The following is a 19,644-nucleotide window of genomic DNA, read 5'->3' as shown; positions in this document are numbered from 1 at the left end:
CCCCCTGTCCCATAATACAATAACAGGCAGCATATAAAAACGAGCCTAAGCATCGGAAACGGTTTTTCTCCGTTACGTGCTTCGGCTCGTTTGCTGCGTTCAGGGCAGCCATGGGAAAAGGGGGATTGTGCATATGACGGCACGATCAAGGCGTAGACAGGGAAGGAGTCTCCGAGGGATGAACGGAGAAGGAGCTGCCATAGCCGCAGATAAAAGCATAACAGGTAATCAGTCAGAGCGATTAAGTCGTGTTGAAAGGCTGATACGTGCTGTGTCAGAGCAGTTGGAACGGACACGTATTGCTGATTACGCTTTGCTGCTGAATAAGCCTTGGCGATTACTCTGGCTAAATCTAATATCCGGTGTTTCCCGGGGAATCGGCATCGCGCTAGGTTTTACTTTTTTTGCCGCTACCATTATTTATGTGCTGCAAGTGCTCGGAGCGTTGAATTTGCCGATTATCGGTGATTATATCGCTGATATTGTACGGATCGTACAACGACAATTGGAGCTTACTACCTATTAGGCACCGATCTCCACTTTAAAGTTCACGATTCGTCTTCGTGCGTATCCGGCTCCAGTAGACCTTCGCCCTCGCCATCTTTGATATAACGCTGATAAATGGAACTGCGAATAACGGATACATTTTGTCCATAAATGTCAGTAGCAACAAAGCTTTCGTATGGTTCTACGAAGCCCATATTGTCGTCGCCTGCTTCAATTTCCATATCATCATAACTGTGAATTTCTCTACTTTCGGCCATGGCTGGTGTGTTTGAGGTACCCCAATTTTCGACGATCTGCCAGGCATCTTCACCGTCGAAGCCATTTTGATCATCACGTTCATCCAGACTCGTTCTGCCGAACGAGGGAGCGAGAAATTCTTCCTCCACTGGACGGCGGTTAGACACTTCTGTTTCGGGGCTGTATTCTTTGCAGTAAATGGTATAGGGAACAGCCAGTAGGCGCTCATAGGGAATGGGTTTACCGCTGGCGGCACAAATGCCATACGTCCCCTTTTCCATGGCCATCAGAGCTGATTCGATTCGTTCTAATTGGAATTCGTCGTGCTCCAGTAAGGAAATATCCTTGGCTCGCTCGTAGGTTTCGGTAGCCAGATCTCCTGGGTGGTTATCAATAGGAGAAAGCTCGCCGGTTTGATCGCGTTGGGAATCGCCGAGTCCGTAATGGCCGTTGTCTTGCAAACGATGCTCAATTTCTTTTTTGCGTTCCAGCAGTTCGTTACGCAAGCCCTGCAATTGTTGCTCCGTCAATGTGGACATGGAATCCTCTCCTTGTTCTAGGTTTACATGCGCATGTGTTGTGTCGAGTATGCTCCATGTAGTTTGCACCGGAAAGACCTCTTTTACATAGGAAATTCTAATCAAATGCGAAGGAGTTCATTTTATGGATGGTTTGTGCTTGATAGCTTGCGGGTTTCGTGGACGATCTGAGAACGCTTATGCTACAATAAATGGGTTCAACAACGGATATAAGCGGATCGGAGTGACGAAGGACTGTGATTTATTTTGGTATTGCGCTAATTATTTTTTTGATTGATCAGGGAGTCAAATATTTGGTGGCTACGCGGATGGAATTGTACGAGCAAATACCAGTCATCGGCAATTTCTTTTTAATCACCTCCCATCGTAATCGTGGAGCCGCTTTTGGGATTTTGGAAGGTCAACGTTGGCTTTTTATCGTGATTACAATTGTAGTGGTGATTGGTATCGTCTGGTACCTGCGAAAAACAGTCAAGGCTGGACAAAAGCTACTTCCTGTTGCGCTAAGTTTGGTGCTGGGGGGAGCAGTCGGTAACTTTTTGGATCGAGCTATTTCAGGGGAAGTGGTTGATTTTGCGCAATTTAATTTTGGAAGCTATACGTTCCCCATTTTTAATGTGGCAGATTCGGCGATTGTCATCGGTGTAGCACTGATTATTTTGGATACATTACTGGAATCGCGTCGGCAAAAAGGAAATGGCAATGATAGCATTGAAGGGAAGTCATAGCATGAATGAAGTGAATGAAAACGGCGAAGCCGCAGGTCTGTCTTATGAGGACGAACTTGAGGGTGAATCCCTGGAATGGACAGCGGATTCCGGGGATGCCAAAACGCGTATAGACAAATATATTGCCGAAGAAATGAAGGAAGTATCTCGTTCTCAGATACAGCTGTGGATTGGAAATGGTCGTGTGCTGGTGAACGGTACGGCAATCAAGGCGAACTACAAGCTGGCTGAAGGAGATCGTATTGAATTATCGGTACCGGAGCCAGAAAGTGTAGATATTGTACCGGAAAATATTCCGTTGGATGTCGTTTACGAGGACTCGGACGTTATTGTTATTAACAAGCAACGTGGTCTGGTCGTGCATCCTGCACCGGGACACTCTTCGGGAACATTAGTTAACGCACTGATGTACCACTGTCACGATCTTTCGGGTATTAACGGGGAATTACGTCCTGGTATTGTTCACCGTATTGATAAGGATACATCAGGACTGCTGATGGCGGCTAAAAATGATCAGGCTCACGCATCACTTGCAGCACAGCTCAAGGACCATAGTGTGACTCGGAAATATATAGCCTTAGTTCACGGTCATTTGAGCCACGATCAGGGAACGGTAGATGCTCCGATTGGCCGCGATTCGGGTGATCGTAAATTGTTCACAGTGACGGAACGTAACAGTAAGCATGCAGTTACCCATTTTCTCGTCATTGAACGGTTGGGGGATTATACCCTCCTAGAACTTCAATTGGAAACAGGACGCACACATCAAATTCGTGTTCACATGAAATTTATTGGACACCCATTGGTTGGTGACCCTATGTATGGGCGCAGCAAAGGGGTTCGTATGGATGGTCAGGCGCTGCATGCGGCGGTACTGGGCTTTAAGCACCCATCCACTGGAGAATACATGGAATTTAGCAGACCGATCCCTCCTGATATGGAGGATGTTTTAGCATCCTTGCGTAGTCGCTAAAACAATGATAATTTGCATTCCTATTCACAAACCTGAATAAATTATTAAGTTAAAACCGCCTAAATGGCGGTTTTTTTATTGTAGGACAAGGTATGGGTAAAAACAACTATGGATAATTATACAATTAAGATGTATAATTATTAGAGTGCTTCCGGTGGTTCCGGTTGAACGGGTGTTGACACACGATTTTCAATCTGTCATACTTCCTGTAGTTGCGATGAACTTTGTCCAAGAGATGGCTAACCATCTCACACTATGAGAAGCAGGACAAAGGAAATCCTGAATAGCACCTTTAAATCAGTCCCGTGAGGCTGGCAAGGTAACGTGAATGGATCACTGATCAGTGCATCCGCTGCGGCGGTATGTCTTCAGTGTGTCCGAGAGATCGGAGAACAGTGGAAGACTGTTCACACGAGACTCCTTGCCAAACTTGGGCAAGGAGTCTTTTTTGTATCCGAACACGGGACCAGGTCTGAAGGGAACATTACCTGAGGAGGCTGGAAGCATGAGTAATGAAACACATGTACTGATGGATGAAATTGCGATTCGTCGGGCATTGACACGGATTGCACATGAAATTTTGGAGAAAAACAAAGGTATTGACGATTGTGTGCTAGTAGGTATTCGAACACGCGGAGTTCATCTGGCGCAGCGCCTGGCTGAAAAAATTGCTGAGATTGAAGGCGCACCAATTCCATGGGGAGAGCTGGATGTCACAGCCTACCGGGATGACCGGAGCAGCGTAGCCGAAGCTAAAGGAAATGGAAAAGAGCTTTTGATGAATCCTGCTGACGTATCGGTTCATGATAAGAAAGTCATTCTCTTTGACGATGTGCTGTACACAGGCCGCACCATCCGCGCGGCGATGGATGCATTGATGCACTGCGGACGACCGCAAATGATTCAGCTGGCAGTACTAGCGGATCGCGGACACCGTGAGCTTCCAATTCGTCCGGATTACATCGGCAAGAACATCCCGACCTCCAAACATGAGGAAATCGTAGTTGCGCTTCAAGAGACGGACGGTAAGGACGAAGTGACAATCATTCAGAACCGGGGGGAACAGCTATGATCACAACAGCCAGTCAACTTAAAGAACGTAGCCTGCTCGGGTTAAAGGAACTTAGCCGAAATGAAATCGAGTCCATTCTGGATCGCGCTCATTATTGGGAATCTCAACCAGAAAAGCTGGTTCCGGTACTGCAATCACGCTTTGCGGCCAACATGTTTTTTGAAAACAGCACTCGTACCCGCTTTTCTTTTGAAATGGCAGAGAAGCGGCTGGGCGCTCAGGTTTTGAACTTTTCCGCTGCGGCTTCCAGTGTGGAAAAAGGGGAGTCCATTTACGATACAGTACGTACGCTCGAATCCATGGGCATTGATGCAGGAGTCATCCGGTTAAAGCCAGCCGGGGTGCTGCAAGAGCTCGCTGAGAAGGTCAATGTTCCACTGGTTAATGCAGGGGACGGCAACAATGAGCATCCAACACAGGCTCTGCTGGACCTGTACACCATGCGCAAAACTTTCGGTGAGCTTAAAGGCTTGAGAGTATCCATTATAGGAGACATTCTGCACAGCCGTGTCGCTCGCTCGAATCTATGGGCCTTGCAAAAGTTCGGAGCCAAGGTTAGCTTCTGCGCTCCTGAAAATATGCAAGCACCTGATCTTGCGGCGTACGCGCCTTATGTTTCGATGCAAGAGGCACTACAGGCGGACGTGGTCATGATGCTTCGGGTACAGCTGGAACGGCATGCCGAAGGGATGTTGCGCTCAGCGGATGAGTACCGAGAGCAGTACGGTTTGACAGAGAAAAGAGCAGCGAACCTGAAGCCCGGAACGATTATCATGCATCCAGCTCCAGTGAATCGGAATGTGGAAATTGATAGTGCAGTTGTGGAAAGCGAACAATCGCGAATTTTTCCGCAAATGGCAAACGGGGTTCCGATCCGCATGGCGGTTATGGAACGGGCAATGAAGCTGTAGAAGCTGTCAGTAGGATCGTAGGAAAAAGTTGCAGAAAACTGAGCGGAGGAATATTTCAGATGAAACAATTAATTATGAATGCAAGCGTATTGAACGAGCAGGGCGAGGCTGAATTGAAATCCATCCTAATCGCCGACGGAAAGATTTTGGCTATCGCAAGTGCGGATGCTGGAGTCAGCCTACTTATGGAAGAAGGGGCATCTGGGCAGGAGCGCGAAATCGAAAAGATCGACGCCCAGGGAAAACTGGTCATCCCCGGTTTAATCGACATGCATGTGCATCTGAGAGAACCTGGCTTTGAATATAAAGAAACAATTGAAACGGGCAGCCGCGCGGCGGTGAAAGGCGGATTTACGACGATTGCCTGCATGCCAAACACACGTCCAGTGACGGACAATGTCGACACAGTCCAGCTGGTATTGAAAAAAGGACAGGAAGCCGGGCTTGCCAAGGTTCTTCCTTACGCAGCCATTACAAAAAACGAACTGGGTCGTGAGCTGACAGATTTTGAAGCGCTCAAAGCAGCAGGTGCAATCGGCTTTACTGACGATGGTGTCGGGGTGCAAAGCGCGCAAATGATGAAGGACGCCATGGCGCGGGCCAAAGTACTGGATATGCCGGTTATTGCACACTGTGAAGATAACACGCTTGTTGAAGGTGCGGCGGTGACGGACGGCGAATTTGCCAAGCGCCACGGACTTAAAGGCATTCCGAACGAATCCGAAGCCATTCACGTCGGACGAGACATTTTACTATCCGAGGCAACCGGGGCACACTATCATGTATGCCATGTCAGCACAGAGCAGTCAGTGCGGTTAATTCGCCACGCGAAATCTTTTGGCATCAAGGTAACGGCTGAGGTATGCCCGCACCACTTGGTATTGTCAGATGAGGACATTCCTGGGCTGGATGCGAACTGGAAAATGAATCCTCCGCTCCGCTCCCCACGTGATGTGCAGGCATGCATCGAGGGACTGGAAGACGGTACGATTGACATCGTCGTAACCGACCATGCAGCGCACAGTGAGGAAGAGAAGGCAAGAGGGATGGAGCTGGCGCCATTCGGGATCGTTGGATTTGAGACGGCCTTCCCGCTGTTGTACACGAAATTCGTAGCTACCGGACAATGGACGCTGGACTTTCTGGTGCGTCGTATGACTGCTGATCCAGCGCGTGTCTTCCGCCTTGATACGGGACGTCTGGAAGAAGGAGCTCCAGCTGACCTGACCATGATTGATCTGGAGCAGGAGCAGGCAGTTGATCCGCAAACGTTTGCCAGCAAAGGACGCAACACTCCTTTTACAGGCTGGAAGCTCAAAGGCTGGCCTGTAAAAACTTGGGTAGACGGCAAACTGGTATGGTCTGCTGACGAAGCAAAATAATTAGAAACCACTTAAAAAATAGAACCTTATAGCAGGAAACAATATAGAGGAGTGAGACGGGATGCAGGCAAGATTGTTACTTCAGGACGGCACGCTGTTTACAGGCACATCATTTGGTGCGGAAGGTGAAAGAACAGGCGAGGTCGTTTTCAACACAGGGATTACAGGCTATCAAGAGGTGCTGACTGATCCCTCTTATTGCGGACAAATCGTAACGATGACTTACCCGCTGATTGGTAATTACGGAATTACTCGGGATGACTTTGAATCGGTACGGCCTTATGTCCATGGCTTTGCTGTTCGACATTACGAGCCGGCGCCAAGTAACTGGCGTGCTCAATACAGCGTGGGCGATTTGCTGAAGGAATATGGCATCATTGGCATTAGCGACATCGACACCCGCATGCTTACCCGGATTATTCGCCATCACGGCACGATGAAGGGCATTTTGACGACTGGTTCCCAGCCGCTGGAAGAACTGAAAGAAATGATGTCTGACTTGACCATTGAAGAACTGCGCAATCAGGTTCCTATGACATCCACACCTCATCCGTACAGCAGTCCTGGCAACGGAGAACGGATCGTATTGATTGACTATGGTGCAAAAAGCGGCATTTTACGAGAACTGAATAAACGGGACTGCGATGTGGTTGTCGTTCCACATGATACGACGGCTGAGGAAATTCGCCGCTTAGACCCGGACGGTATCCAGCTGTCTAACGGCCCTGGAGATCCAAAAGACGTACCCCATGCCGTTCGTACGGTAGCTGAACTGTTAGGGGAATACCCGATTTTCGGAATTTGCTTGGGACACCAGTTGTTCGCTTTAGCTTCGGGAGCGGATACGGAAAAGCTGAAATTCGGACATCGTGGTGGTAACCATCCGGTGAAAGAACTGGAGAGCGGACGCTGCTTTATCACATCACAAAATCACGGCTACACGGTAAATGAGGATTCGATCCAAGGAACTGAGCTTGAAGTGACGCATATTAATAACAACGATAAAACGATTGAAGGTCTTAAACATACTAAGTATCCCGCGTTTTCGGTTCAATATCATCCAGAGGCTGCACCAGGACCTTACGACAATGGCTACCTGTTTGACCGTTTTCTGGACATGATCCGTGAACACAAAAGAAATCATCCAAAGCAATCGCGTCAGGCTGCTATCGCCGCCGCAGTGAGAGGAGAGCGCTAATATGCCGAAAAATACAGAACTTAAAAAAATACTTGTGATCGGTTCCGGTCCTATCGTCATTGGTCAGGCAGCAGAATTTGATTACGCTGGTACACAAGCTTGTCAAGCGCTCAAAGAAGAAGGCGTCGAGGTAGTACTGATCAACAGTAATCCGGCAACCATCATGACAGACACCAACATGGCAGACAAAGTATACATCGAGCCGATTACACTTGATTTTGTAACACAGATTATCCGTCAAGAGCGTCCAGATGGTCTGCTTCCTACGCTGGGAGGACAGACAGGTCTGAATATGGCAGTGGAACTGGCTCGCGCCGGAGTGCTGGAGCGTGAAAACGTCAAGCTGCTGGGAACTCAACTGAATTCGATAGAAAAAGCCGAAGATCGTGATCTGTTCCGTGATTTGATGCGCGAGTTGGAACAGCCTGTACCGGAGAGTGTAATTGTAACAACCTTGGAAGAATCGTTAGAATTTGCTAACGAAATCGGTTATCCAATTATCGTTCGCCCGGCTTATACGCTAGGGGGAACAGGCGGAGGTATCTGCTCCACAGAAGAAGAACTGCGTGAAACCGTCAGCTCTGGCTTGAGATACAGTCCAATCGGACAATGTTTGGTGGAAAAAAGTATCGCAGGTATGAAGGAAGTCGAGTATGAGGTCATGCGTGATGGCAATGATAACTGCATCGTTGTCTGTAATATGGAGAACTTTGATCCAGTCGGCGTGCATACTGGCGACAGTATCGTCGTAGCTCCGAGTCAGACGCTGTCAGATCGCGAATATCAGATGCTGCGCTCCGCTTCTCTGAAAATTATCCGCGCCCTCAATATCGAAGGTGGCTGTAATGTACAGTTTGCGCTTGATCCGCACAGCTATCAATACTATGTAATTGAAGTAAACCCGCGCGTAAGTCGCTCCTCGGCGCTGGCTTCCAAGGCAACCGGATATCCGATTGCTAAAATGGCTGCCAAAATTGCACTGGGCTACACGTTGGATGAAATTGTGAATCCGGTAACGGGACAAACGTATGCTTGCTTTGAGCCAACACTGGATTACATCGTGAGCAAAATACCACGCTGGCCATTTGACAAATTCATTTCTGCCAACCGCAAGCTGGGCACGCAAATGAAAGCAACGGGTGAAGTCATGGCCATCGGACGCACATTCGAAGAGTCCATCCATAAAGCGGTACGGTCTTTGGAAATCGGTGTAAACCGTCTGCATCTTAAGGGAGCCGAACAGCTATCTGATGACGTGCTCAAGGATCGTCTGATTAAAGCAGATGATGAGCGGTTGTTCTTGGTAGCCGAGGCGTTCCGTCGCGGCTGGCAGCAGCAGGAGATTCAAGATTTGTCGAAAATTGACTGGTGGTTTCTCGACAAGGTAGAGGGAATCGTCAAGTTCGAAGCCATCATCGCTGGAGAATCTGAGCTGACCTACGAAACACTCTATCAGGCCAAACGTAAAGGTTTTACCGACCGCTCTATCGCCGAGATTCGCAGTATGGGCCAAAATGACAGTATGACAACCGAGCGTGAAGTACGTGAATTCCGTCTAGCTCAAAACCTGCGTCCGGTCTACAAAATGGTAGATACATGCGCAGCCGAGTTTGAAGCCACAACTCCGTACTACTACTCCTCTTATGAGGTGGAAAACGAAGTGATTCCATCTAGCAAAGAGAAAGTTATCGTACTCGGCTCCGGTCCGATTCGGATCGGGCAAGGGATTGAATTTGATTACTCTACCGTACATGCGGTATGGGCTATTCAAAAAGCGGGCTACGAAGCAGTGATTATCAATAACAACCCGGAGACGGTATCTACGGACTTTAACACATCCGACCGCCTCTACTTTGAACCGCTCTTCTTCGAAGATGTAATGAATGTCATCGAGCAGGAAAAACCGATTGGAGTTATCGTCCAGTTCGGGGGTCAAACCGCCATTAATCTCGCAGCTCCGCTGAGTGCGGCAGGCGTGAATATTTTGGGCACAAGTCTGGAAAGTATCGATGAAGCGGAAGACCGGAAAAAGTTCGAGCAACTTTTGTCTCGTCTGGCTATCGCACAGCCTAAAGGCAACACGGTCACCTCGGTGGACGAAGCAGTAGGAACCGCACAGGCGCTAGGCTATCCGGTCCTGGTACGGCCATCCTACGTCTTGGGCGGGCGCGCTATGGAAATCGTGTACTCAGATACGGAATTGCTGCGGTACATGGAAGAAGCGGTTAAAATCAATCCAGAGCATCCGGTGCTCATCGACCGTTATATGCTGGGTAAAGAAGTTGAGGTCGACGCCATCTGCGACGGCGAGACAGTATTGGTACCAGGCATTATGGAGCATGTAGAACGGGCCGGGGTTCACTCAGGTGACTCTATCGCAGTGTATCCACCACAGCACTTGTCTGCCGAGCTGAAACAAAAAATTGTGGAAATCACAATCAGCATCGCCAAGGAATTGAAAACGATCGGCCTGGTAAATATCCAGTTTGTTATTCATCAAGACGAGGTGTACGTGATCGAGGTTAACCCTCGCTCCTCGCGGACGGTTCCTTTCTTGAGTAAAGTAACAAATATCCCGATGGCAAATCTGGCGACACAGGCTATTTTGGGCGGTAAACTTAAAGATGCAGGTTATTCAGAGGGTCTATGGCCTGAAAGTAATTATGTCTCGGTTAAGGTTCCGGTATTCTCCTTTGCCAAACTACGCCGTGTAGAGCCGACACTGGGTCCGGAAATGAAATCGACAGGTGAAGTTATGGGACGCGATATTCAGTATGCCAAAGCACTGTACAAAGGACTTGTGGGGGCTGGTATGAAAATTCCATCCACTGGAGCGATCATCATTACAGTGGCAGATAAGGACAAAGAAGAAGCTGTCGAGTTGATGCAGGGCTTTTACAGACTGGGCTATAAAATTATTGCAACAGGTGGAACAGCGGCTGCTATGGAGCAAGCCAATATTCCGGTGAACACGATCAACAAGCTGAGCGAAGGTAACCCGAACATCCTGGATATGATCCGCACGGGTGAAGCCAACTTTGTCTTCAATACGCTGACTAAAGGAAAAACGCCAGAGCGTGATGGATTCCGTATCCGCCGCGAAGCAGTTGAGAATGGCATCGTCTGCATGACCTCACTGGATACAGTACGCGCTTTGCTAAGAATGCTGGAAACGATCAATTTCACATCCGAATCCATGCCAGTCCTGAGCAACTAATGCGTTACGAATAGATGTGAGGAAATAAGTAGCACAGGGAAGGACATTCATCAGCTTCGGCTGACGGATGTCCTTTATCACGGGCAAATGTACCCGAATTGACGTGAAAAGGGGATGTAGAACGGTGAATGGAGCATTTCAGCAGATGGCCGGACGGCTGATGGTTGCATTAGATTATCCCAATGCACAACAGGCTGAGCAGTTAATTCGGCAGCTAGAGGGGATTCCCTGTTATATAAAAGTAGGTATGCAACTGTTTTATAGTGCAGGGCCAGCTTTTGTAGAACAGCTAAAGTCCAGAGGATACTCCGTATTTCTGGATTTGAAAATGCATGATATCCCTAACACGGTGCGGGGAGGGGCAGAGAGCATTACCCGCTTAGGTGTTGATATGTTTAACGTACATGCTGCTGGGGGCGTTAATATGATGTCAGCCGCTAAAGCTGGTGCAGAAGCAGCTATTTCCGCAGACAGCTCGCTTTCCATGCCGCTCATTATTGCAGTCACACAGCTGACCAGCACGGATCAGACGACCATGAATAAGGAATTAGGTATTCCTGGTACGGTACAGGATGCAGTGGTTCGTTACGCACAACTGACCCGTGAGGCGGGACTGGATGGTGTGGTAGCTTCACCTTTGGAAGTGGCTGCCATTCGTGCTGTATGTGGATCAAACTTTAAGACGATAACTCCTGGCATACGCCCGGCAGGTAGTGCTGCAGGCGATCAGTCGCGTGTACTTACACCTGGGCAAGCTATTGCCCAAGGCAGCAGCTACATTGTCGTTGGACGTCCTATCACCGCAGCAGCAGACCCACGCGCTGCAGCGGAACACATTATTGAGGAGATGATACAAGTATGACCACATTCAATAGTATCCCCGAGCAAATCGCGTCCCATCTGTTACGTATTCAGGCGGTGGCATTGCGCCCGCAACAGCCTTTTACATGGACATCCGGCATTAAATCGCCAATCTACTGTGACAATCGCCTGACCATGTCCTACCCGGAGGTACGCGAGCTGATCGCAGACTCATTTGCTGCCCTCATTCGTGAGCAATATCCCGAAACCGAAGTCATTGCAGGGACAGCTACAGCAGGGATTCCTCATGCGGCCTGGGTGGCGCAAAAGCTAAATCTGCCAATGGCCTATGTAAGGGACAAAGCCAAAGGACATGGGAAAGAGAACCAAATTGAAGGCCGCATCAGCGCAGGACAAAAGGTTATGGTCATCGAAGATCTCATTTCTACAGGAGGCAGCTCCATTAAAGCAGCACAAGCCGTAGCACAAGCAGGCGCTCAGCCGTTAGCGGTACTAGCTATTTTCAGCTACCAGCTAGACAAAGCGACTCAAGCTTTTGAAGAAGCAGGTGTGGAGTTGCAAAGCCTGTCCAATTATACAGCCCTGATGAATGTTGCCTTGCGAGAAGGAACCATTCAGGAAGAAGAGATGGAACTGCTGCGTTCCTGGCGTCAGGACCCCGCTTCCTTTGGCAAATAAGATGAGCTATAGGGGCCAATAGGTTAATGATTAGAGCGATTCGTACTCGTTGCTAACCATTGTAGATTGTTATGGCCAGGCCGTGTAAATCGAATTCGATCCGGTTACACTAACTCCTACCATCATGTGAAAAGAGGGAGCTCGGATGTATTGGATTTACTATGGCAGACTGTACACGACTAAATTTCAGGCAGGATGTCTGGCAAAAAGGTTGGAACACGACGGCTGGATGTATGGCTACAATGATCCCCGCGCAGTGGAGGTGTACCGCTCGCGCAAAGGTCGTTATGGTGTCCGATTTATTCCGTAAGTCCACGAAAGTAATTTTTAAAAAGAAAATTTTCGAAAGACTATTGACGAAACACAAGAAAATGTTGTATATTAATTAACGTTGCTGTTATGAATATGTGACGTGAATATACATGTTTTTTTGAGGGCCCTTAGCTCAGTTGGTTAGAGCGGTCGGCTCATAACCGATTGGTCGGGGGTTCGAGTCCCTCAGGGCCCATTTCCTCAAAAACCCTTGCGTAGCAAGGGTTTTTTTGTTGTTTATATTTGCTTTCTTCATCGGATTTGTTTTAGAGAGGTACATCGTTTATCCTAGCTTCCCATAAGGAGGTTAGAGGCAATTTGAGTAGAAGTATGAAAAAGTCACCTATTAGGAAAGATCAAGCTACACGTTAAGTAAAGCGACAAGCAAGTAAAGCAGTACGGAGATATACCCAAGGAGCAACATCAGGAAGTTGGTACAAAAAAGTTTATTGTTCTTGGAATATTTGCGATTTAAAAATTCTTGAAACGTACCAGCAAGCGATGGATGATTGGGTAATCAATCATACTTTATGGAACAAGCAAATGAGTTATCAAGAGGCTGCTAAAAAGTGGGCTAAACATCATAAGTGGAAATAAAAAGATCACTGGTCATGGGAAGCACCAGTGATCTTTTTGCTAATCCTAGTGTTTAAATATGGCTTGGTGAAAGTGTTGGATCATCTAGTAGCTATATTTAAAACTAATAATCTCAATCTTAACTTAAATCTCACTTTTATTATAATAATAAATTGTTCATTACATATCGCAAGAGGGTGGCTACGGTGGTTGAAAAAAGAACAGCAACACGTTAATATTATGTATCCGAAATTTCAATTAATGGAGGCACATTCATGAATGACTTACTAGCTTTTGTGGTATTACTTATTTTTATAGTCATGTCACCCGGGATTGATTTCGCATTAATCACAAAGCGAACACTCACCGATGGCAAAAAAGATGGTATCAAAATTGCACTAGGTATAACTACTGGTGTTCTTATTCATACGGCTGCTGCTGCATTGGGACTTTCCTTGCTTTTAATGAAATCAGCATTTGCATTTGAATTCGTTAAGTACATCGGGGCTATTTATTTGATTTATATGGGTCTATTATCTTTCATCAAACGGCGTAAATCCACAGAGAATTATGGTCAGACAGTACCCTCGAAGAAGTCACCCTTTATGCAAGGGCTTATAACTAATACCTTAAATCCAAAAGTGGCTATATTCTTTCTAACGTTTTTACCGCAATTTATTATGCCGGACTACAATCCAAGTCTACAATTTTTACTTATGGGGTCCTTTTATGCAGCAGTTTCCATTGTTTGGTTTGCCACAATCGTATTATTGTTGAGTTATGTAAGGAAATGGTTAATGTCTCCGAGAGTACAAAATGTTATTGATAAAGCTACGGGTCTCGTTTTAATTGGATTCGGTTTAAATATGATCTTTAAAGTTCAAAGAACAGGACATTGAGTATCTATGAGGATGGGGTGACATCAGCCCGACCATAAAGAAAGCACTATCGCAATAAACGGACAGTGCTTTCTTTACCGCTTTTTACTTAGGATACCTTAACGGTATACACCATTCTCAATTTACCATTACCGCCGTAAATTTCGACTCTTGCAGTCGTTGCAGTAGTAGTTGTTACCACGCCAGAAGCGGTGACTGTGACATTTCCGCTTGCCACTTTATAAGTATCCCCCGGGTAATTTGACAGCGCATAGGAATAATTTCGTGGCAATGTAGCCGTTCTGTAATATACTCCGTTAACTTCTACAACAGGCGTAATTACCGGAGAAGGGCCTACTGCCGCGGACGCACTAGGGACGATGATACTACCAATTAGCCCCAAAGACATTGCTGTTGTTAATAAGATTTTCTTAGTATTCATAAAAAATTCCTCCTAATGCATGATATGTACTCCTAAAATATACCATGTAAATCGTCAATTTCACTTTATTCGACAAATGTTGTGAAAATAATACAGAAAAACAATTCTAAAGTCACGAAAAGTACAACATAATTAAAATATAACAATTTAAGTATTTGATTTTTAATTCACCATACTTTTGAACTACTCTCCTAGCTGTATAGTCTTTGATCCACACGGAATAAAAAACGAACGTCGGAGTGATATGCCCGAGGTCCGTTTTCGTATTTGTATATTTAGCACTTGATATCAGTTGACAAGTTGGTGCGCAAGCCTCTCACCGCTGTCTGGATTCTTTTCTACCATACGTTGTTTTAATGCGGACAGTTCCGTACATTGACGAATTGCTTCTGCTACAAGCTGAGCAATCTGTCTTGCTCCTTCGTCAGAGAAATGGGTATTATCCGTTACACCAGCGGGGTAATTAGGATGTGTTTTTTCAGGCAAATGCATAAATAGCTGCTGGGACTCTTTTTCACCCATTGAACGATAAAGCTGCTGAGAAGCTTCAAAAATATCGAGCAGGGGTGTTTTGGTTTCCGCGGCTACTTGTCTCATGGCAGCAGGGTAGGCTCCTACAGCCAGCGGATCAGGTTCACCGTCTGCGGTGAATCGGCGGCGGCTTACAGAGGTCAATAGCACGGGAATTACACCACGCTCCCTAGCGGACTGAATGTAATGAATTAAGTTTTGACGATACTCTCCATCAGGATCGGTATAGCGAGTGGGATCTTCTTTTTTCTCATCGTTGTGTCCAAATTGAATAAACAGATAATCTCCAGCTTGAATATCTTTTTCAATATCAGCTAACCGGCCTTCTGTTATAAAAGATTTGGTGCTTCGTCCATTGACGGCACGATTGTCCACATGAACAGACGGTGCCAAGTAGCTTTGCAGGTGTTCACCCCAGCCTGTCATCGGTTTTTCGGTAGCCCCTTTTTGAGCTGCAGTGGAGTCCCCAGCGATAAACAGTCGAGTTGTCATCTGTTGCCTTGCCCGAGCATATCCATGTTTTTGAAGCCAAGTTTCCGCCAGATTGAGCCATTGATGGCATTCATGGTTGTCCTCTGACAGTCCCAATCCGTGTCGCCCTTCCTCAAATACATGCAGTTCAAACGGAATACGTTCCCGGGATAATGAAAAAGCGAACAACAGACTATTTTCTACCGGTACAGCGCCATCATTCGCCGTAGTCCACATCAAAGTTGGAGGTGTCTCTGAAGTTACTTGTCGGTCGGATGAAAAGGCTTGAAGCTGTTCTAGCGTCGGCTGTTCACCTAAAAAATGCGTACGGCTTCCGATATGTGTATAAGGCTCATGAAATGAAATTACAGGGTATCCCAACAACAGAAGATTTGGCTTTACCGTCCCTATTGTGGAGACAATGGAGGCCAAGTGACCGCCTGCTGAAAAACCGATGAGCCCCACTTGTTCAGGAATGACTAGCCAGTCATGCGGTGTTTGTCGAATCCATTGCAGAGCATTTTCTACATCCTCCAACAAGGAAGTAATCTCGAAATCGCCGACTTGATACTCCAGCACACCCGCATGAATACCTAGATCATTCAACCATCGAGCTATAGGCTCTCCTTCATGTGAGGCCAAATGCTCGTAGCCACCGCCAGGTAATACCAATATAAAAGGACGAGCTTCACGAACTGCTACGGGATAGAGGGAGAGAAAGGAAGTGTTTGACGGAAATTCTTCTTTTACAATCGGTTCTTTAGGACCAACAACATGTAACATAAGTAACTCCTCCAAATTTCTTTTTAACTGCCGCAAACCAAACAAAATCAACTTAAATTGGAATGATACGGATGTAAAAAATAATGCACACGTGAAAAAAAATGATTTAAACCTTGTTATGAAAGCGCTATAATTTTGATGTGATGCAAAGAGCCAGAGGGGGAGCGCAATGAAAAAAGGAAGAATGTTCTACACTATTTTTATTACGATTCTGGTTTTGGGAATAGGATTGGTGGCCAGTTTTGGTAGCTACATCTATTTTACAACAATTAGCTCCGTTGTGGAGAGAGTTTCCAATACCAAGCAAAGCTACATGGCGCAGATCAGAAATAGCCTAGAGCAGAAAATTCAAACGATTGAATATGCTTTTAATACGTATAGCACAACCAGTTCCTTTAATGATGTTGTGAAAAATCCCATTACAGAAAAAGATTTTATAGCGTATCGGAATGTGAATACTCAGCTCAATTATATTGCTACGATGGGATTAGAGGGAACGGAATATTCACTAATCAGTCTGGATCAGAATTGGAGAATCTCCAATGGAAGCCTGTCCTATTTGACGAAAACGGAACGAGAAAAGCTGATTAGTACCTATATCGATCACCAAGAAAAGGGACTATTCTGGATAAAAACAGATAACGGAATCCGTTTTGTTAATACCTTGCCTGTGTTTTCCAAAAAGAAGCAGGCCATTGCGCTGTCTGATATTTCGTCGCAGACGTTAAGTCATACCATTCAAACAGAGGATCATATGCCCGTGTTTATTCTGAATAATCAAGGCGATTTAATGTATGAAACCCAGCCTGCTGAACAATTATTGTCCACCCAGCAGCTTCAGCACATTTCAGAAGCTACAGTGAAGCCGAGCAACACAGGTATGTTAACTTTGGAGAAAACGGATCAGCAGCCTGCACGACAAGTCATTTACGCCAAATCTGCCTATAACAATTGGACTTACTTAACGGTATTAGATAAAAAAGAAATTGCGGATGCCTTTCAAACGACCAAATTTGGGATCATCATGATGGGACTTGTATTAACGCTCTTAATGGTGGTAGTGGCGTACTTCATTGCCATTTACTTTACAAAGCCATTTCAGCAAATAAAACGCAGCTTGCCTAAAAATCCTAATTTCGCTTTCAAAAATGAACCTTCTAAAAATGAAATTGAATGGATTATTAATTCTATCGACAACATTGTAACCGAGAAGGAAAGCTTGGAAAGTCTCATTCAGTCCGAAATGCCACAGTTGGAAACCCAATTGATTCTCAACCTGTTCCGCAAACGTATTTCTGCGGAGGAATTGGCACGAAAAATGCCTCGCTTGGGTTATCCGCAGATCGAGAATCAAATGTATATTACCTTGTTAGTCCAACTGGATAATCTGGGAGATCGAGAGCCCTCGGATAAAGATGTTTTGTTGCTGGCTATTAATAAAATCGTAGAAGAAACGATTCCAGAGCAGCAGCGAATGCTTCCCATCATTTTGAACGATAACACTCAGGCCACCATATTAATTTTGACAGGTAAGAGCGAACAGGAAATGAGAAAGCAAGTCCTAGATGATGCGACCCTTTTGGTTCGAAACGTAAAAGAGTATTTGAATGTATCCATCAGCATCGGCATTAGTACGGCGTATGATAACTTATTAGAAAGTAAAGAAGCCTGTGAGATGAGCAAGCAAGCTTTGCATCACCGCCTAAATTTAGGCAAAGAATCGATTATTTTTTATGAAGATATTTCCATGGTCATTTCAGGTCCGGTACTGCTTCATTATCCTACGGAATTGGAATCAAAACTGTTTGATGCCATCCGAATAGGGGACGAAGAGCAGGTATATCATACCGTGCACTCTTTATTGGAGGAAATGATGATAAAAAACAATCATTCCATGAACTTTGAAGTGCTGCTGGTACGGTTTGTGAATAACCTCATCCAATTGGAGCAGCTATTAGGGATTGAAGTGCTGCTGACGCAAGACAATCATGCCTTGTATCATCGTTTGCTGGACATCCGTAACCCGGAAGAGATAGAACGTATGCTGTTAGAGCAAGTTATTTTTCCCATGGTAAAAAGCATGAAGGAGAAGACCAACCAGCAATTCCGCTGCCTCTCGGAGAAAATTGCTGCTATTATCCGTGCTGAATATGACCAGGAATTATCATTAGAACTCATTGGAGACCGACTTCATTACAATCCGAATTATTTAAGCAGCATTTTCAAAAAAGAATACGGAACGACGTTTAGTGAATATCTGATGGGCTACCGGCTGCAAATGGGTAAGAAGTGGCTCGTTGAGACAGATATGACGATTAAAGAAATCGCCGAGCGACTGCAATATCATAATTCGCAAAACTTTATCCGCTCTTTTCGGAAAAAGGAACAGGTTACACCGGGAGCTTACCGAAAGATGAAGCAAGCCAATTAGCCTTTAACCGCGCCTAATAAAGCTCCTTTGACAAAGTGCTTTTGCACAAATGGATACACGATTAACATCGGAACGGTCGCAATGACAATGACTGCCATCTTAATCGTCTGCGCAGGCGGGATGACATCTACAGCAGTTCCTTCTGCCTGCATACCACTGGAAACGATTACAATTTGACGTAGCAAGACTTGAATCGGCCATTTGGCAGAATCATTAATATAGAGAATGGCGTGCATATACGTATTCCAGTAGGCAACAGCGTAGAATAGAGAGATGGTGGCAATAGAAGGCAGGGCTAATGGCAACATAATTTTAAAGAAGATACCAAAATCGTTGCACCCGTCCATCTTGGCTGATTCCTCCAGATCATCCGGCAGCGCCTGAAAAAAGTTACGCATGATAATCAGGTTAAACGCATTAATGGCCACGGGAAGAATCAAGGACCAATACGAATTGATAAGCCCCATGCTTTTTACAACGAGGAATGTCGGAATCATCCCCCCACTAAACAACATAGAAAACACGACAATAAAGTTAATCGTATTGCGGCCAAGTAGATATCTTCGGGATAATCCATAAGCCATAAAAGCAGTAAATATCATACTTACAACTGTACCGACGATCGTTACTCCGACCGAAACCCCGAGACCTCTAAAAATGGTGGGAGTCGACAGAATATAGCGGTAGGCATCCAAGGAAAAAGTAACTGGGAACAAAATGAACTTCTTGGCTATCACTTCTTCGGTTGAGGCAAAAGAGCTGGCGATGATATTCAAAAAAGGTAAGAGACAAGTGAGGGCAATGAGAATCAATAGTGTACTGTTTACAATGTTGAAAATACGACTGCCCAGCGATTCTTTTTTTCGTAATTTTTGTTTTCGTAATGCTTGTGCCATGTGGTTGACCTCCTTGTAATCGTTTACAAGTCAACCTTATCAAGAGGAAAGAATTCCGTA

The 19,644-nt window shown here is 45.8% G+C and carries 17 protein-coding genes and 1 tRNA gene; 14 read left to right on the top strand and 4 right to left on the bottom strand.

Going from position 1 to position 19,644, the window contains the following annotated elements; all coding sequences use genetic code 11:
• The first annotated feature begins 178 nt into the window (after positions 1–178).
• On the top strand, positions 179–526 hold the full coding sequence (locus AC5ELV_RS07885; RefSeq protein WP_493429768.1) for a DUF5665 domain-containing protein: 348 nt from the start codon (positions 179–181) through the stop codon (positions 524–526).
• 22 nt (positions 527–548) lie between these two features.
• On the opposite strand, the gene AC5ELV_RS07880 is transcribed toward AC5ELV_RS07885, so the two are convergent.
• Complete coding sequence (locus AC5ELV_RS07880) at positions 549–1,283, bottom strand: TraR/DksA C4-type zinc finger protein (RefSeq protein WP_493429767.1); 735 nt, start codon at positions 1,281–1,283, stop codon at positions 549–551.
• Between the two features lie 236 nt (positions 1,284–1,519).
• Between AC5ELV_RS07880 and lspA the strand changes: the two genes are divergently transcribed.
• The 12 genes from lspA to AC5ELV_RS07820 all read left to right on the top strand — a co-directional run bounded on the left by lspA (position 1,520) and on the right by AC5ELV_RS07820 (position 14,051).
• Positions 1,520–2,011 (top strand): signal peptidase II, encoded by a 492-nt coding sequence (gene lspA / locus AC5ELV_RS07875; protein ID WP_493429766.1) that lies wholly within the window; start codon positions 1,520–1,522, stop codon positions 2,009–2,011.
• A 1-nt stretch (position 2,012) separates the two neighbouring features.
• A complete protein-coding gene (locus AC5ELV_RS07870) occupies positions 2,013–2,984 on the top strand; it encodes an RluA family pseudouridine synthase (protein WP_493429765.1) in 972 nt (323 codons plus the stop codon).
• A 505-nt stretch (positions 2,985–3,489) separates the two neighbouring features.
• Positions 3,490–4,056 carry a bifunctional pyr operon transcriptional regulator/uracil phosphoribosyltransferase PyrR gene (pyrR, locus tag AC5ELV_RS07865; protein WP_322153732.1) on the top strand — a complete coding sequence of 189 codons (567 nt, stop codon included), beginning with the start codon at positions 3,490–3,492 and terminating at the stop codon, positions 4,054–4,056.
• Positions 4,053–4,967: an aspartate carbamoyltransferase catalytic subunit gene (locus AC5ELV_RS07860; protein WP_493429764.1), complete on the top strand. Its 915-nt coding sequence runs from the start codon at positions 4,053–4,055 to the stop codon at positions 4,965–4,967. The genes pyrR and AC5ELV_RS07860 overlap by 4 nt, the downstream gene beginning before the upstream one ends.
• A 59-nt stretch (positions 4,968–5,026) precedes the next feature.
• Entirely contained in the window at positions 5,027–6,349 is a 1,323-nt protein-coding gene (gene pyrC / locus AC5ELV_RS07855; protein ID WP_493429763.1) for a dihydroorotase, read from the top strand.
• 61 nt (positions 6,350–6,410) lie between these two features.
• Positions 6,411–7,547: a glutamine-hydrolyzing carbamoyl-phosphate synthase small subunit gene (gene carA, locus AC5ELV_RS07850; RefSeq protein WP_493429762.1), complete on the top strand. Its 1,137-nt coding sequence runs from the start codon at positions 6,411–6,413 to the stop codon at positions 7,545–7,547.
• A gap of 1 nt (position 7,548) precedes the next feature.
• Positions 7,549–10,764 (top strand): carbamoyl-phosphate synthase large subunit, encoded by a 3,216-nt coding sequence (carB, locus tag AC5ELV_RS07845; protein WP_493429761.1) that lies wholly within the window; start codon positions 7,549–7,551, stop codon positions 10,762–10,764.
• A gap of 67 nt (positions 10,765–10,831) precedes the next feature.
• On the top strand, positions 10,832–11,626 hold the full coding sequence (pyrF, locus tag AC5ELV_RS07840; protein ID WP_493429760.1) for an orotidine-5'-phosphate decarboxylase: 795 nt from the start codon (positions 10,832–10,834) through the stop codon (positions 11,624–11,626).
• Positions 11,623–12,264, top strand: a complete 642-nt coding sequence (gene pyrE, locus AC5ELV_RS07835) for an orotate phosphoribosyltransferase (protein ID WP_013311063.1) — start codon at positions 11,623–11,625, stop codon at positions 12,262–12,264. The genes pyrF and pyrE overlap by 4 nt, the downstream gene beginning before the upstream one ends.
• A gap of 145 nt (positions 12,265–12,409) precedes the next feature.
• Positions 12,410–12,574, top strand: a complete 165-nt coding sequence (locus AC5ELV_RS07830) for a hypothetical protein (protein WP_014282411.1) — start codon at positions 12,410–12,412, stop codon at positions 12,572–12,574.
• Positions 12,575–12,698: 124 nt separating this feature from the next.
• A tRNA-Ile gene (locus AC5ELV_RS07825) sits at positions 12,699–12,772 on the top strand.
• Positions 12,773–13,427: 655 nt separating this feature from the next.
• On the top strand, positions 13,428–14,051 hold the full coding sequence (locus AC5ELV_RS07820) for a LysE family translocator (RefSeq protein WP_493429759.1): 624 nt from the start codon (positions 13,428–13,430) through the stop codon (positions 14,049–14,051).
• An 88-nt stretch (positions 14,052–14,139) separates the two neighbouring features.
• Here the strand turns inward: AC5ELV_RS07820 and AC5ELV_RS07815 are convergent, their stop codons facing one another.
• Both AC5ELV_RS07815 and AC5ELV_RS07810 read right to left on the bottom strand, forming a co-directional pair.
• Positions 14,140–14,472: a hypothetical protein gene (locus AC5ELV_RS07815; RefSeq protein ID WP_493429758.1), complete on the bottom strand. Its 333-nt coding sequence runs from the start codon at positions 14,470–14,472 to the stop codon at positions 14,140–14,142.
• A 288-nt stretch (positions 14,473–14,760) separates the two neighbouring features.
• A complete protein-coding gene (locus AC5ELV_RS07810) occupies positions 14,761–16,257 on the bottom strand; it encodes a GDSL-type esterase/lipase family protein (protein ID WP_493429757.1) in 1,497 nt (498 codons plus the stop codon).
• Between the two features lie 169 nt (positions 16,258–16,426).
• Between AC5ELV_RS07810 and AC5ELV_RS07805 the strand changes: the two genes are divergently transcribed.
• Complete coding sequence (locus AC5ELV_RS07805) at positions 16,427–18,688, top strand: helix-turn-helix transcriptional regulator (protein WP_493429756.1); 2,262 nt, start codon at positions 16,427–16,429, stop codon at positions 18,686–18,688.
• Here the strand turns inward: AC5ELV_RS07805 and AC5ELV_RS07800 are convergent.
• On the bottom strand, positions 18,685–19,584 hold the full coding sequence (locus AC5ELV_RS07800; protein ID WP_493429755.1) for a carbohydrate ABC transporter permease: 900 nt from the start codon (positions 19,582–19,584) through the stop codon (positions 18,685–18,687). The two genes, AC5ELV_RS07805 and AC5ELV_RS07800, sit on opposite strands and share 4 nt — an antisense overlap.
• Between the last annotated feature and the right edge of the window lie 60 nt (positions 19,585–19,644).

It is taken from the genome of Paenibacillus sp. NMA1017, from assembly GCF_058895805.1.
Note: the sequence above shows the minus strand (reverse complement) of the source record. Positions and strands in the feature narration are given on the sequence as shown.

What these genes read in the sequence shown, in the direction of transcription:
- AC5ELV_RS07885 (WP_493429768.1), top strand. Translation starts at nt 179, where the DNA reads ATGAACGGAGAAGGAGCTGCCATAGCCGCAGATAAAAGCATAACAGGT.
- AC5ELV_RS07880 (WP_493429767.1), bottom strand. Translation starts at nt 1,283, where the DNA reads ATGTCCACATTGACGGAGCAACAATTGCAGGGCTTGCGTAACGAACTG.
- AC5ELV_RS07870 (WP_493429765.1), top strand. Translation starts at nt 2,013, where the DNA reads ATGAATGAAGTGAATGAAAACGGCGAAGCCGCAGGTCTGTCTTATGAG.
- pyrR (WP_322153732.1), top strand. Translation starts at nt 3,490, where the DNA reads ATGAGTAATGAAACACATGTACTGATGGATGAAATTGCGATTCGTCGG.
- AC5ELV_RS07860 (WP_493429764.1), top strand. Translation starts at nt 4,053, where the DNA reads ATGATCACAACAGCCAGTCAACTTAAAGAACGTAGCCTGCTCGGGTTA.
- pyrC (WP_493429763.1), top strand. Translation starts at nt 5,027, where the DNA reads ATGAAACAATTAATTATGAATGCAAGCGTATTGAACGAGCAGGGCGAG.
- carA (WP_493429762.1), top strand. Translation starts at nt 6,411, where the DNA reads ATGCAGGCAAGATTGTTACTTCAGGACGGCACGCTGTTTACAGGCACA.
- carB (WP_493429761.1), top strand. Translation starts at nt 7,549, where the DNA reads ATGCCGAAAAATACAGAACTTAAAAAAATACTTGTGATCGGTTCCGGT.
- pyrF (WP_493429760.1), top strand. Translation starts at nt 10,832, where the DNA reads ATGTCCTTTATCACGGGCAAATGTACCCGAATTGACGTGAAAAGGGGA.
- pyrE (WP_013311063.1), top strand. Translation starts at nt 11,623, where the DNA reads ATGACCACATTCAATAGTATCCCCGAGCAAATCGCGTCCCATCTGTTA.
- AC5ELV_RS07830 (WP_014282411.1), top strand. Translation starts at nt 12,410, where the DNA reads ATGTATTGGATTTACTATGGCAGACTGTACACGACTAAATTTCAGGCA.
- AC5ELV_RS07820 (WP_493429759.1), top strand. Translation starts at nt 13,428, where the DNA reads ATGAATGACTTACTAGCTTTTGTGGTATTACTTATTTTTATAGTCATG.
- AC5ELV_RS07815 (WP_493429758.1), bottom strand. Translation starts at nt 14,472, where the DNA reads ATGAATACTAAGAAAATCTTATTAACAACAGCAATGTCTTTGGGGCTA.
- AC5ELV_RS07810 (WP_493429757.1), bottom strand. Translation starts at nt 16,257, where the DNA reads ATGTTACATGTTGTTGGTCCTAAAGAACCGATTGTAAAAGAAGAATTT.
- AC5ELV_RS07805 (WP_493429756.1), top strand. Translation starts at nt 16,427, where the DNA reads ATGAAAAAAGGAAGAATGTTCTACACTATTTTTATTACGATTCTGGTT.
- AC5ELV_RS07800 (WP_493429755.1), bottom strand. Translation starts at nt 19,584, where the DNA reads ATGGCACAAGCATTACGAAAACAAAAATTACGAAAAAAAGAATCGCTG.